The sequence below is a fragment of the Acinetobacter sp. YH12099 genome, from assembly GCF_013419195.1.
Lineage (GTDB): Bacteria > Pseudomonadota > Gammaproteobacteria > Pseudomonadales > Moraxellaceae > Acinetobacter > Acinetobacter towneri.
The window spans coordinates 104,202-118,385 of sequence record NZ_VPAP01000006.1; the positions used below are offsets into that span (position 1 = coordinate 104,202).

The following is a 14,184-nucleotide window of genomic DNA, read 5'->3' on the forward strand; positions in this document are numbered from 1 at the left end:
GTTAGTTTAGCATGCTCTGCTCAAGACAAAACATGCTGCAAAGTTTTTCCTACGGTTTTCGATGATCTTGACCGTATATCAAAATTTCAGTTTTTTGGATGTTGATATGGCGTGAATCACGTATGCATGGAGAAGGAGTGTGGTTTTAACCCCTTACACACTCATACGAGTAGCAAGGAGTTAAATGGTGAATCTATTTCTGATGTGTAGATGAAAGATTTATCTGAGTTTAGATAACCAATCGCCTAAACTTTGCACCAATTGCACTAAAATTAATAAGACCACCACGGTTAGCATCACGACACTACTATCAAAGCGTTGATAACCATAAGAAATAGCAAGGTCACCAATGCCGCCTGCACCGACTGCGCCTGCCATAGCAGTTGCGCCAATTAAGCTAATGGTGGCTGTGGTTAGGTTCAAAATGAGTGAGCTACGTGCTTCAGGTAAAATAAATTTGAAGATAATCTGTAAGGGTGTAGCACCCATTGCCTGTGCAGATTCGACAATCCCTTCATTGACTTCAAGCAGTGAAGTTTCTACCAAACGACCAATATACGGGCCGACATAAATGGTCAGTGGAACAATGGCTGCCCAAGTTCCGATGGATGTACCCACTAACAATTTAGTCAGCGGAATCACCGCAATCAATAAAATAATAAAGGGTAGGGAGCGCAGTGCGTTTACAATCGGGTTAAGCCCGTGATAAATCACACGGTTTGGCAAAATACCTGTCGGACGAGTCACTACAAGGGTAATGCCCTGAATAAAGCCCCAGATACAACCAAACAACATGGCAAAGAACACCATGTGAAAGGTTTCTTGTAAGGCTGTAACAAACTGGTCAATAGATAAAGAGCTTTTCCAGAAAGGCGCAGTTACTGAGGTCAGCCACTGTACAATTAAATCTCTCATGCTTGTACTCCTGACTGTTCAACTTCAACACCATTGGCTTGCAGAAATTCAAGTGCTTGTTGAATGACGCTTGCATCACCGAGCAATTGTATAAACATTTGCCCAATCACAGCGCCATCAATTTCGGTCATATTGGCAAATAAAATATTCAGGCTGATATCAAACTGTTTAATGACGGCTTGAATTACGGTTTCCTGAGCTGATTTACCTAAAAACTTCAGACAATAAATGCTGTGCTGATTTTGATTTTCCAGATTATTCAAAATATTGATAGGCAATTGCTGCTGCAACACGGTTTGAATAAAGCTTTTGGTGGTCGGATGTTGCGGTTGACTAAATATTTCTAGGGTTGAACCTGTTTCAATGACTTTGCCTTGTTCCATCACCGCCACATAATCACAAACCGATTCAATCACATCCATTTCATGTGTGACCATTACAATGGTAATGCCTTGTTCGCGGTTAATTTTTTTCAGTAATTCCAGCACAGATTTGGTGGTTTGTGGATCAAGTGCTGAAGTTGCTTCATCGCAGAGTAAAATTTTAGGATGATTGGCTAGCGCACGCGCAATACCGACACGTTGTTTTTGTCCGCCTGAAAGTTCATCAGGGTAAGCGTCTTTTTTATGTTTTAAATCAATAAACTCAAGTAATTCATTTAAACGCTTTTCGCGTTCGGCTTTGTTCCAGCCTAACAGTTTCATCGGCATTTCAATATTGGCAGCAACAGTTTTGGTCTGCAATAAATTGAAGTGCTGAAAAATCATTCCAATATGGGCACGTTCTTGACGTAATTCGCGGGCATTGAGTGCAGTAAAATCTTTTTGATGAATGATGACTTGCCCAGCATTTGGACGCTCCAACAAATTGATCAAGCGGATTAACGTACTTTTACCTGCACCACTATAGCCAATAATGCCAAAAATACTGCCTGTTGGAATTTGTAGGTTAATTTGATCCAACGCACGCAGTGTTTGACCTTTGAGCTGATAGTGCTTTGAAATGTTTTTAAATTCAATCATATCGTCAAGAAATGTCCATAAATGAAAAAACAGGCAAAGTTCGCTTTGCCTGTTTTGTTTAACGCATTATATTACTATTTTGCTGCTTCAGTGAAATAGCTGACAGGTTTATTTACCGCAACTTTTGTTCCGCCAAAGTGCTGATCAATATATTGCTTCACCGCTTCGGTATGATACAACGCACCTACTTTTTGCAAGATTGGGTCATTTTGACGATCTGCAGCAGTCGCGAGAATGTTGACATTCATTTTTGTGCTCTGGTCAATTGGCTCGTAATAAATTGAATCTTTCAGTACGTTCAAACCACCTTCCATTGCAAGAGTGTTGCCCAAAACAATTGCATCGACTTCATCTTTTACACGTACAGCCGTTGCCATTTGAATCGGTTTGATTTGAATTTGCTTCGCATTTTCTACGATGTCTGCAGGCGTGCCTTGAACATTGTCAAAACCATCTTTCAGTTTAACCAAACCAGCGGATTGAAGTAATAACAGTGCACGTGATTCATTGGCACCATCATTTGGAATAGCAATGGTTGCACCTGTTTTGAACTCATCCAACTTTTTCACTTTGCTTGAGTAAATACCCATTGGCTCTAAGTAAGTTGTTGCGACCGGTGCAATTTGATCTTTATTGTTGGCATTAAATGCCACCATATAGGCATAAGATTGGAATGCGTTAAGATCAATTTCTTTATTTGCTACCGCCGTGTTCATTGACACGTAATCGGTGAAGTTTTTCACTTCAAGTTGAATACCTGCTGCTTTGGTTTCAGGTAAGTCGGCAATAAAACGCCAAATATCTGCATCTGAACCAGTCGATGCCATATTGACAGTGTGTAGAGCAGAAGAATCTTTTTGTGCCGCGTCAGTCGCAGGCGCTTCTTGTTTGCCACAGCCAGCCAAGCCAACTGAAAGACCAAGTACAAGACCAAGGAGCTTTTTCATGAATATATCCCGAGCAAGTTTAAGCCGTGCCTAAAGTTGCCAATGATTGAGAAGAATCAAATCAGCACGATGGATGGAATCGCATGATGATGATTTTGTATGTTTCTCAAATATGTTGTAGGTATTGTTTGAGTACTGAAAAAGTCAGCCCACAGCTCAATCAATAATTTTGAGATGGATGGGCAATTCACTTTTTCAAAAGATGCACCATCATAACAATAAAAAATAATTCTATATAGTGCTGTGTATGTTATGCATATCACTGTTTTTACAACAGAAAGCGAATAAGTCAAAATAAGTTCTTATAAATAAATATATTCTGTAAAGATTAAGGATTTGAACAAGTGTTTAAATATTTAGGTGCTTTAAAATTTATTCTGCAATCGATAGTAAAAAACGAGATATGAAATTGTCGGTATGAAATCGGCTTAGTTACAAGAATCAGAACATGGCTGTAAATACATAAAAGAAGTTATGAATGATTTTTCCAACGATAATATATCGCCCATATATAAGGCAAACAGAGTAACAATGAACCTATCCCTATAAAAACATAAGCCAAATATATTAATCCTGCAAAAATAAAAAGTATTTGCAATGTAAACTCAACGAATATTGAAATTAAAAATTCTTTGAAGCTTTTTATTTTTTGCATGTTTATTGATCTAAAGTATTTTATAAACGTAGATTACCACAATGTACATGAGTTACAACCTGATAAACAAAAAGCTCGTACAGTGACGAGCTTTTTTATGGACTTAAATTTTTAGGCTAAACTAAAAATTTTAAGCATTTTCACGAGCAATGGCACGATAGCCAATATCTTTACGATATTGCACACCATCAAAGGTAACTTTTTCGCACAGTTCAAGGGCTTTAGCTTGCGCTTCGCCAATGGTATTACCGAGCGCAGTTACACACAGTACACGACCACCATTGGTCACAATCTCACCATCGGCATTGCTTGCTGTACCTGCGTGGAATACTTTCGCATCTGCCATTTGTGTTTCTAAACCAGAAATCACATCACCTTTGCCTGAAGTTTCAGGGTAACCCGCAGTCGCCAATACAATCCCGACAGTTTTGCGTTCATCCCAGTCTGCTTCGGCAGGTAAGTTGCCAGCAATACCTGCTTCAACCAAATCTACCAAAGATGACTTTAAGCGCATCATAATTGGTTGTGTTTCTGGGTCACCAAAACGGCAGTTAAACTCGATCACTTTTGGTTGACCTTTGTCGTCAATCATTAAGCCTGCGTATAAGAAACCTGTATAAACATGACCGTCTTTTTTCATACCTTCAACAGTAGGACGCATCACTTCATTCATGGTTTTTTCAAATACGTCTGCAGTCACGACAGGGGCAGGAGAGTATGCACCCATACCACCAGTATTTGGACCTTGGTCGCCTTCAAAAATACGCTTGTGGTCTTGTGAAGTTGCCATAGGAAGGATGTTGTCGCCATCAATCATACAAATGAAAGAAGCTTCTTCACCTGCAAGGAATTCTTCAATGACTACACGTGAACCTGCATCACCAAATTTGTTGCCTGCTAGCATGTCATCAATTGCATCAAATGCTTCTTGATTGGTCATCGCCACGATCACGCCTTTACCTGCAGCAAGACCGTCCGCCTTGATCACGATTGGAGCACCATTTTTTTCAACAAATGCTTTTGCCGCATCAACTTCGGTGAATACGTCATAGAATGCAGTTGGAATGTTGTGACGTTTTAAAAAGTGCTTGGCAAAGGCTTTAGAACCTTCAAGCTGTGCAGCAAACTGGGTTGGGCCCCAAATTTTTAAACCCGCTTCACGGCAGGCATCTACTACACCATTGACCAGTGGTGCTTCAGGGCCAACAATGATTAAATCAACAGCATTATTTTTGGCAAAGTCGATGATTGCAGGGTTATTTTGAATATCTAACGCTACATTCTCGCATTTGTTTTCTGTTGCCGTACCTGCATTACCCGGTGCAACGAAGACTTTAGCGACTTTGTCATCTTGTGCGATTTTCCATGCCAACGCATGTTCACGACCGCCGCTACCTAAAACTAAAATATTCATCTAAAAATCCCTCAAAGAATAAAATCCCCCTAGCGAAGCTATGCTTTTCACCCTTGAAAAGGAAGGAGATTGTGCATAAAAACACAGTTCCCTTACGTGAAAAGTCCCCCTTTTATAAAAAAGGGGGATTTCGGAGGATTATTAAATACGACTTCTAATTAATGAGTTTAATTAGTGACGGAAATGACGCATGCCAGTGAAGACCATTGCAATACCAGCTTCATCTGCTGCTGCAATCGTTTCTTCATCACGCATAGAACCACCCGGTTGAATAATGCATTTGATACCAGCTTTAGCTGCGTTATCAATACCATCACGGAATGGGAAGAATGCGTCAGATGCCATTACTGCACCTTCAACCACTAAACCTGCATGTTCTGCTTTAATGGCAGCAATACGAGCAGAGTTTACACGGCTCATTTGACCTGCACCAACACCAATGGTCTGACGGTTTTTTGCATAAACAATTGCGTTCGATTTTACGTATTTCGCAACTTTCCAAGCAAAGATCATGTCGTCAATTTCTTGTTCAGTTGGTGCACGTTTGGTCACAACTTTTAAGTCATCTTTAGTGATCATGCCCAAGTCTTGATCTTGAACCAATAAACCGCCGTTGACACGTTTGTAATCCATTTGTGGAGCGCGTGCATCAATCGCAGGAAGCTCACCACATACCAATACACGTACGTTTTTCTTCGCGCCAGTCACTTCAAGTACGCCATCTGCAATGCTAGGCGCAATGATTACTTCAACGAATTGACGGTCTACAATCGCTTGTGCAGTGGCAACGTCTAACTCACGGTTAAACGCAATGATGCCACCAAATGCAGATTCAGGGTCAGTTGCATAAGCAAGGTCATAAGCCGCTTGAATACCGTCTAAAGATACAGCAACACCACATGGGTTCGCGTGTTTTACGATCACACAAGCAGGTTTTGCAAATGATTTCACACATTCAAGTGCGGCATCAGTATCTGCAATGTTGTTATAAGATAATTCTTTACCTTGAAGCTGTTTCGCTGTAGAAACAGAAGCTTCAGTTGCAGCAGGGTCTACATAGAACGCTGCAGATTGATGCGGGTTTTCGCCGTAACGTAAATCTTGCGCTTTGTTCAATTGTGTATTGAATGTACGTGAAAATTGGTCAGCAGTACCTTCTTCTTTACCTACACGTGCACCTAAGTAAGAGGCGATCATGCCGTCATATTGTGCAGTGTGTTCAAATGCTTTCACTGCCAAATCAAAACGAGTTTCGTAAGACAATGCACCGTTGCTTTTCATTTCTGCAATAACAGTCGCATAGTCAGAAGCATTTACTACAATACCTACAGAAGCATGGTTTTTCGCTGCAGCGCGAACCATAGTAGGGCCACCAATGTCGATGTTCTCAATCGCATCTGCAAGTGAACAATTTGGTTTTGCAACAGTCGCAGCAAATGGATAAAGGTTAACAACAACCAAGTCGATGGCATCAATATTGTGTTCTGCCATGACTGCTTCGTCTAGACCACGACGAGCCAAGATACCGCCATGAATTTTTGGGTGTAACGTTTTTACACGACCATCCATCATTTCAGGGAAACCAGTATGCTCTGATACTTCTACGACAGCAATATTGTTGTCTTTAAGCAACTTATAAGTACCGCCAGTAGATAAAATTTCTACCCCAAGAGCAGCAAGGTCTTGTGCAAATTCAACAATACCTGTTTTGTCAGAAACAGAGATTAAAGCGCGTTTAATAGTCATGATCTTCGTCACAGTTTTCAATTACAGATTAAAACAAACTAGCAAAATGCAGGTAAAAAAAATGCCTGCGGAGGTCGCAAGCATTTTATCACTTATTCACTCATTAAACCGTGAGCTTTTAACTTTTTACGTAAAGTACCACGGTTTAGTCCAAGAATTTCAGCAGCGCGTGTTTGGTTACCGCGAGTGTATTCAAGAACAACAGATAAAAGAGGTTTCTCCATTTCTGCTAACACCATGTCATACACTTGTGAAGGTTGTTCACCTTGTAGTTGTGCAAAATAATGGCGAACTGCGCGATCTACGTGAATACGTAAAGCAACATCAGATTGTGCAGTAAAAATAGGAGATTTGCTATTCATGCGAATTAATCCGAAAATCAGATATCACTGGGATAAAGTGATATATCAATGTGGTCTATAAATTAAATGAACTCCGTTTTAGATCCTAAAACGGGAAGTTCTAAAACTGGAACATTTAGCTTGCCACAACTCTAGGCATTGGTCGAAATTTAAGCGTAACAATACATTAATAATTGTTACAGACCAAAATCAAAACAAAAAATCTACTCTGTACGCGATATATAAAAATAAAGCGCATTAGACAGATCTATATTTGTTGTGAATCTTGCGAGGAGTTTGCAGCACAAAGCTTTCGTGGCGCGTATGATACCATTGTATGAGAAAAAGTGAGCAAGAAAACTGCAATTTTTTTAATTTTTTTCGCTATTTTTTTGTGAATTAAGGCTTGATAATTTCTAAAGTATAGGCATCGAAGTCGTTTCGTGATATTGGAACTAAAATGTCAAACTTAAATGGACTGTTTTTAGGAATACGTTGAATGCTCGAAAGACTTTCGACCAAATACTCCTGTGGGGAATAGATGTAAGTCGATAATGTTTGTTGTTTTTCTTTTAAAGTGACTTTGATATTAGGCAAAGCCAAGCTTTTATCATAGTAATTGATCAGCTCACCCGTAAATTGTGTATTCATACGATCTACACGTTTAACCTTCACGCGATTTGCTGAAATTAAGCTATAGCGTTCTTCTAAACTGCTACAGTTAAAAAATTGACAGACTTGGGTAAACACAGAATTCAGTGCAGGGCTGCTGTTTAAAAACTTTGGGTTAAACCACAAAATTTGGAAGATCAACAAGCCAATCAATAAAAGATTAATAATTCCCCAAAGTAAGTAGTAACCATTGCCATGCTTTTTTTCACTTTCAAGATCAGGCGCAGACAACTTCATGGCAGGAATGTTGCCAATCGGTTCAGTACTGAAATAATTGAGGTTATTCAGATAGGTTTTCAGATCAATATTGGAATGTTCAACTTTACGCTGAAAAATATCTAAAATATGTTGCGGTTGCGCAAGTTCAGCAGTTGCCTGCATAAAACTGCGGTTTTGAATGTGATGTAATTGTGATGTGACTGAGTTTTTATTTTGAGGAAAGGCAAATACCAAATGCGAAAGAGCATTAAAGGTATTGTCGCATTTAGGACAACAAACCATCCCTTGCGCAACGGTCAGCTGCGCAACGGATACTTTATAAACAGTTTGGCATTCAGGGCACTTGGTTTGCTTGTCACTCATAACTCAAAAATTACAGTTAGTGGGGATGGCGTTTCCCAGAAATTCGACACCAGTTTTCTTCACGTTTTTCGACTTGTACTATATCAAAAAATTCAGAATAAACACTAGAAACTTCAGCAACTTGCTCTTCAATTACACCTGCAAGTGCGAACTCGCCCTCAGATTTAATTAAAGTTGCAAACTCTGGCGCAAGCATCATCAATGGGCCTGCCAAAATATTGGCAACTAAAATGTCTGCTTTTTCATTACCGATGGTTTCATTGAACTCTTCTGGAAGTCCCACATATAAGTTTTTAAGTACACCGTTGAGTTCTGCATTTTGTTTGGTCGCTAAAACTGCTTGCGGGTCAATATCAGTCGCATAGACTTTTTTTGCACCGAGCAACAAAGCCGCTACTCCTAAAATACCTGAACCACAACCGTAGTCGATCACGACTTTATCTTTTACATTGGTTTTACCTAACCATTGCAGGCACAGGAACGTACTGGCATGGTTACCTGTACCAAAAGCCAAACCTGGGTCAAGTTTAATATTGACTGCATCTGCCTCAGGTGGTTCTAACCATTCAGGTACAATCCAGAATTTCTCTGCAATCTGGATTGGCTCGTAGTAATCCATCCATGAGCGTTCCCAAACCTGATCTTCCAAAAATTCACTGCGTAAAGGGGCATCTGGCATTTGCGCACGAATAAAGGTTTCTAAGGCTGCAACATCAATTTCTTCACCTTCGTCTTGTGCATAAATACCTGTCACAATGACTTTGTTCCAAAGTGGTGTTTCACCTGGCAGTGGCTCAAGTAAGTCCTGATTTTCCGCATCATCTAAGGTTACGCTGACTGCACCCAATGAACTGAGCAGGGTTTCAGTAAAATCGACTTGCGCTTGATCAACAGTAATATGTATTTGTAACCACTTCACGGAGATAACCTAAAATTTAATGCGAAAGCGCTATTGTAACTGAACTGGTGCAGACGCTGTTATTTTTTATTCGGATTGCGAAAGGGAAAACTCTATACGATTGGAAGTTTCAAATTCGCTTTATGCTTATAGTCGAATAATGTGACAAAAATATAACTCTAAAAAATATAAGTTAAGAATTTGTTTGAACCATCATCGCTCAATCATCCCCAAAACAGTCAAATTGCTGGATTGGGGATGATTGAGAGACTTGTTTAGGATGCAGATTGCTCCGATGCAGGTGTCGGCACAAATTTATTTAGTAATGTGCCTAAAATTGCGGCAAAAATATACATGAAAATAGAATAAACCGCAGCAGGCATGGCAATGGTTGAGCTTGACATAACGGTTAGGGCGATAGTCATTGCAAGGGTACTGTTGTGAATGCCAATTTCAAAGGCGCAGGCTCGGGCTTGTTGGCTATTTACGCCAAAGAAACGCGGGACAAAATAACCAATCAATAAACTGCAGGCACAGAACAGGGCAGTGGCAAGTCCTACATCTGCCAAATAAAGCATGATGTTGTTTCGCTCTTTGGCAATTGCGCCAATAATAATCACAATTAGAAAAACCACAGCAAAAATACGCACAGGTTTGTTTAAGCGGTCTGCCGTTTGAGGGCTAAAATGGCGTACTAACATCCCTAAAGTGACAGGGATAATAATAATTAAAAACACCTGCAATACTTTGGCAAATTGTAAGCCAACTTGTTGCCCATCCTGCATAAAATGCTGAATGGCAAAGTTGACAATCAGTGGTAAGGTAAATGCTGCAATCACGGAATTGACGGCAGTAAGGGTGATGTTTAGGGCAATATCGCCCTTATATAAGTAGCTAAACAAGTTGGCTGTTGGCCCGCCAGGAGATGCTGCCAGTAGCATGAGTCCGACTGCAAGCAATGGTGGTAAATTCAGCAGTTTACAAATAAAAAATGCAATTGCTGTCAGGACGACCAATTGACAAAATAAAGCAATAAACACCGCTTTGGGGTGTTTGCTCACCCGTTTAAAGTCGTTAGGAGTGAGTTCTAAGCCAAGTCCAGCCATGACCACGGCCAAAGCCAGCGGCAAAAATATTGTGATTAATCCTGAATCCATAAACACTCCTTTGTTTTTACATCTACAATAATTTATTTGATATTTAACTGTTTGTTTAATATGTAGTTAATTTTGCTCACGTTTTAAATTGTATTTTTATTGTGGTTTAAACTCTGCTCCTGTTTGTGTTGATGGGCAAGTTTGGCCGATTGTCTAGCTAACATACTCCCTAAAATAAAGCTGAACATATACATAAAAATGGTGTAAATCGCAGAAGGAATGGCAATTTCAGTGCTTTGCAAAACCGATAGCGCAACGGTTAAAGAAACAGCAGTGTTATGAATGCCAATTTCAAAACAACAAGAGCGTGCTTGTTGATCAGGCACACCCGCCAAATACGGCACAAGATAACCAATAAGTAAACTTAAAAAGCAAAAAAGCGCTGTGGCGATACCAATCGCACTGAAATAGTCAAAGACATTGGCGCGTTCGCGGAAAAGCGCATAAAAGAATAAAGCGAAAATGAAATAAATGGACATCAAACGCATAGGTTTGCCCAACTGTAATGCAATTTGTGGCATTGCATTACGCACCGCCATTCCTACACATACAGGCACAATAATCAGTAAAAAAACCTGTGCCATTTTTTCAATTGGCATGCCAATTTGTTGTTGATCGGTCATAAAATACAGAAAAGACAAATTAACAATAAAAGGCAGCGTAAAGGTTGCCATCACAGAGTTCATTGCGGTTAGGGTAATATTTAGGGCAACGTCACCTTTATAAACATAGCTAAATAAGTTCGCAGTAGGCCCCCCTGGTGAGGCAGCAAGCAGCATTAAGCCAATTGCCAATAGCGGTGGCAATTCTAAAAATAAACAAATTGAAAATGCTAAAACAGGCAAAATGACCAATTGTGAAAAAAGCGTTAAAAAAATGACTTTAGGAAATTGATTGACCCGAATAAAGTCTTTAGGCGTGAGTTGTAAGCCTAAGCCCATCATCATCACAGCCAAGGTCAGTGGTAGAAAAAAGGTAAAAAAGCCTGAATCCATAGCACATCCTTTATTTTTTTCTTATGGGTATAATTTTCCCTCTCTTTGCAGTGTAATTGTTTTTTGAGCTTGTGCAATAAACAAAGCAGTCACTTCTTATAAATGACTGCTTTGGTGTTATTTTCATGCTTTCAGTTTGAATGAATACAAGCCGATCTGTTCATGAAAATATAGATTAAGTGATTGATCACATGGCAGCAGGGCGTGGTGGCGTAAAGCCTAAGGCACATTTGCCTTTTAACTCAGTACCATTGACTGTAATGACGGTACTTTGCGCATCTGCCATACAAGAACGGTATAATTCAGGCTCATTGCCTTGTAATTGCACTGCTTTAGATGAACTAAAGAATTGTGGTTCACAGGTACCATTCCAGATAATCCCACGATAAGCAAAGCTTACAGGTGCGCCCTGAGTTTTACCTTTACAGACTTGCTGGAATTTTTGCGCGTTATAGACGGTTTCTACTTTATCATTTGCCTGCACTGCAAATGGACTGAAAAATAAGCCACAAAGCATAGAGGACAGCAAAATTTTCTTATTCATGATGTTTCCCTTTGTTTCTCATATCTGTGCTATTAGGATAAAAAATAGACAAATTAAAACAACGGTGATCTGGTTAATTTTTAGGTCTAAATGTTTTTATGTACAGTAAAAATGCAAATTTGGATTACAAAATATTAATTTTGTAGCGCGGTTAAGCCAATAAAATCGACTGAATCTGTCAACTTATGCCACAAGTTTTGCTATAATATTCCGTCTTTATTTTTTATCTCTCATTGACCATTATGCACTATCCTAAAGTTTACGATGTCATTGTTATTGGTGGCGGTCACGCAGGCACCGAAGCGGCGCTTGCAGCAGCACGTATGGGTCGTCAAACCTTACTCTTAACTCATAACATTGAGACTTTAGGGCAAATGAGCTGTAACCCTGCAATTGGCGGGATTGGTAAGTCGCATTTGGTACGTGAGATTGATGCCTTAGGCGGCGCAATGGCATTGGCTGCCGATAAAAGCGGGATTCAATTCCGTATTTTAAACTCGCGTAAAGGTGCTGCTGTTCGTGCAACACGTGCGCAGGCAGACCGAGTTCGCTTTAAAGCTGCGATTCGCGCCACTTTAGAAAACCAAGCCAATTTAGATATTTTCCAACAAGCAGCCGATGACCTGATTGTAGAAGGCGATACTGTAAAAGGTGTAGTCACTCAAATGGGGATTCGTTTTGATGCGAAAACCGTGGTATTGACCACAGGTACATTCTTGGGTGGTGTGATTCACATCGGTTTAGAAAAATCGAGCGGTGGTCGTGCAGGCGATCCTCCATCAATTGCTTTGGCGGCACGTTTACGTGAATTAAATTTGCCTGTTGGGCGTTTAAAAACAGGTACGCCACCACGTATTGATGCACGCTCAGTCGATTTTTCGGTCATGATTCCGCAGCCAGGTGATTTCCCATCACCAACCATGTCATTCATGGGTGATGTGTCGATGCACCCTGAACAAGTGAACTGCTATATCACCCATACCAATGAACGTACTCACGAAATTATTCGTGGTGGTTTAGATCGTTCACCGATGTATACAGGTGTGATTGAAGGTGTTGGCCCACGTTACTGCCCATCGATTGAAGATAAAATTCACCGTTTTTCTGATAAAGACTCGCATCAGGTATTTTTGGAGCCTGAAGGTTTAGATACACATGAATTGTATCCAAACGGGATTTCAACCTCTTTACCGTTTGATGTGCAGTTCGAGTTAGTTCGTTCAATCCGTGGTATGGAAAATGCGCATATTTTGCGTCCAGGTTATGCGATTGAATATGATTACTTCAATCCACAAGCCTTGAAATTCACTTTGGAAACTAAAGCCATTAATAACTTGTATTTTGCAGGTCAAATTAATGGTACGACTGGCTATGAAGAAGCGGGTGCGCAAGGTGTGTTAGCTGGTTTGAATGCGGCACGTCGCGCTTGGGATCAGGAACAATGGACACCAAAACGTGACGAAGCTTATATTGGTGTATTGGTTGATGATTTGATCACGCTAGGTACCAAAGAACCGTACCGCATGTTTACCTCACGTGCGGAATACCGTTTGATGTTGCGTGAAGATAATGCCGATCAGCGTTTGACGCCAATTGGTCGTGAGCTTGGTTTGGTGGATGACACTCGTTGGGCAGCTTACTGTGAAAAAATGGAAGCAGTAGAACGTGAAACAGGGCGTTTACAACATTTGTGGGCTGCACCAAACAACCCAATGGGTAAAAAATTTGTTGAAATGACAGGTGCAGATTTATCCAAAGAATGTTCTGCGATTGATCTGTTAAAACGTCCAAATATCAGTTTTGCGCAAATCGCAGAATTAACGGGTTCAGACGTTTCTGCACAAGTGGGCGATCAAATTGAAATTGCAGTGAAATATGCAGGTTATATCAACCGTCAGCATGAAGATGTCGCACAATTAAAACGCTTGGAAGAAACCAAAATCCCTGCCGATTTTGATTATGATGCAGTGTCAGGTTTATCGCGTGAAATCACGCTAAAATTGAAGCATGTTTTGCCTGAAACTTTGGCACAAGCCAGTCGTATTCCAGGTGTGACACCTGCCGCAGTTCAATTGGTGATGATCACCATTCGTAAAAATGCACAGTCACGTAAATCTGCTTAAGGTTTGATGGATTGATGAAGAAGCCCACAATTTAAATTGCGGGCTTTTTTATGCGCCAAAGTAAATCAGATGCTAAGCAAAGAAGAAGTTGCGTATAAGAATAAATCTGATTTCGACTGCATATCTTATGATTTCACAGCTAGATCAGGAGCATTTAAAGTGACACTTATCAA

Annotated in this window: 12 protein-coding genes; 1 reads left to right on the forward strand and 11 read right to left on the reverse strand. The window is 40.2% G+C overall.

Annotation, left to right across the window (positions count from 1 at the left end; translation table 11 throughout):
* Positions 1-219: 219 nt before the first annotated feature.
* From FTU39_RS05720 to FTU39_RS05770, 11 genes are all read right to left on the reverse strand, one after another.
* Positions 220-915 (reverse strand): methionine ABC transporter permease, encoded by a 696-nt coding sequence (locus FTU39_RS05720; RefSeq protein WP_004973122.1) that lies wholly within the window; start codon positions 913-915, stop codon positions 220-222.
* A complete protein-coding gene (locus tag FTU39_RS05725) occupies positions 912-1,937 on the reverse strand; it encodes a methionine ABC transporter ATP-binding protein (RefSeq protein ID WP_004973123.1) in 1,026 nt (341 codons plus the stop codon). The genes FTU39_RS05720 and FTU39_RS05725 overlap by 4 nt, the downstream gene beginning before the upstream one ends.
* A gap of 74 nt (positions 1,938-2,011) precedes the next feature.
* A complete protein-coding gene (locus FTU39_RS05730) occupies positions 2,012-2,884 on the reverse strand; it encodes a MetQ/NlpA family ABC transporter substrate-binding protein (RefSeq protein ID WP_180051850.1) in 873 nt (290 codons plus the stop codon).
* A gap of 785 nt (positions 2,885-3,669) precedes the next feature.
* Positions 3,670-4,953 (reverse strand): phosphoribosylamine--glycine ligase, encoded by a 1,284-nt coding sequence (purD, locus tag FTU39_RS05735; protein ID WP_004973125.1) that lies wholly within the window; start codon positions 4,951-4,953, stop codon positions 3,670-3,672.
* Between the two features lie 171 nt (positions 4,954-5,124).
* Positions 5,125-6,699, reverse strand: a complete 1,575-nt coding sequence (gene purH / locus FTU39_RS05740; protein ID WP_096900914.1) for a bifunctional phosphoribosylaminoimidazolecarboxamide formyltransferase/IMP cyclohydrolase — start codon at positions 6,697-6,699, stop codon at positions 5,125-5,127.
* Positions 6,700-6,791: 92 nt separating this feature from the next.
* Positions 6,792-7,061: a DNA-binding transcriptional regulator Fis gene (fis, locus tag FTU39_RS05745; protein ID WP_001086304.1), complete on the reverse strand. Its 270-nt coding sequence runs from the start codon at positions 7,059-7,061 to the stop codon at positions 6,792-6,794.
* Positions 7,062-7,439: 378 nt separating this feature from the next.
* Entirely contained in the window at positions 7,440-8,294 is an 855-nt protein-coding gene (locus FTU39_RS05750) for a DUF3426 domain-containing protein (RefSeq protein WP_004973129.1), read from the reverse strand.
* A gap of 16 nt (positions 8,295-8,310) precedes the next feature.
* The gene (prmA, locus tag FTU39_RS05755; protein WP_004973131.1) at positions 8,311-9,213 is read right to left on the reverse strand and encodes a 50S ribosomal protein L11 methyltransferase; all 903 of its coding nucleotides are present in this window, start codon (positions 9,211-9,213) and stop codon (positions 8,311-8,313) included.
* A gap of 254 nt (positions 9,214-9,467) precedes the next feature.
* Entirely contained in the window at positions 9,468-10,349 is an 882-nt protein-coding gene (locus FTU39_RS05760) for a bile acid:sodium symporter family protein (protein WP_004973133.1), read from the reverse strand.
* Positions 10,350-10,432: 83 nt separating this feature from the next.
* A complete protein-coding gene (locus FTU39_RS05765) occupies positions 10,433-11,344 on the reverse strand; it encodes a bile acid:sodium symporter family protein (RefSeq protein WP_004973134.1) in 912 nt (303 codons plus the stop codon).
* 187 nt (positions 11,345-11,531) lie between these two features.
* Positions 11,532-11,888 carry a hypothetical protein gene (locus FTU39_RS05770; RefSeq protein WP_004973135.1) on the reverse strand — a complete coding sequence of 119 codons (357 nt, stop codon included), beginning with the start codon at positions 11,886-11,888 and terminating at the stop codon, positions 11,532-11,534.
* Positions 11,889-12,130: 242 nt separating this feature from the next.
* On the opposite strand from FTU39_RS05770, the gene mnmG reads away from it, so the two are divergent.
* Entirely contained in the window at positions 12,131-14,011 is a 1,881-nt protein-coding gene (mnmG, locus tag FTU39_RS05775; protein ID WP_096900911.1) for a tRNA uridine-5-carboxymethylaminomethyl(34) synthesis enzyme MnmG, read from the forward strand.
* Positions 14,012-14,184: the final 173 nt, after the last annotated feature.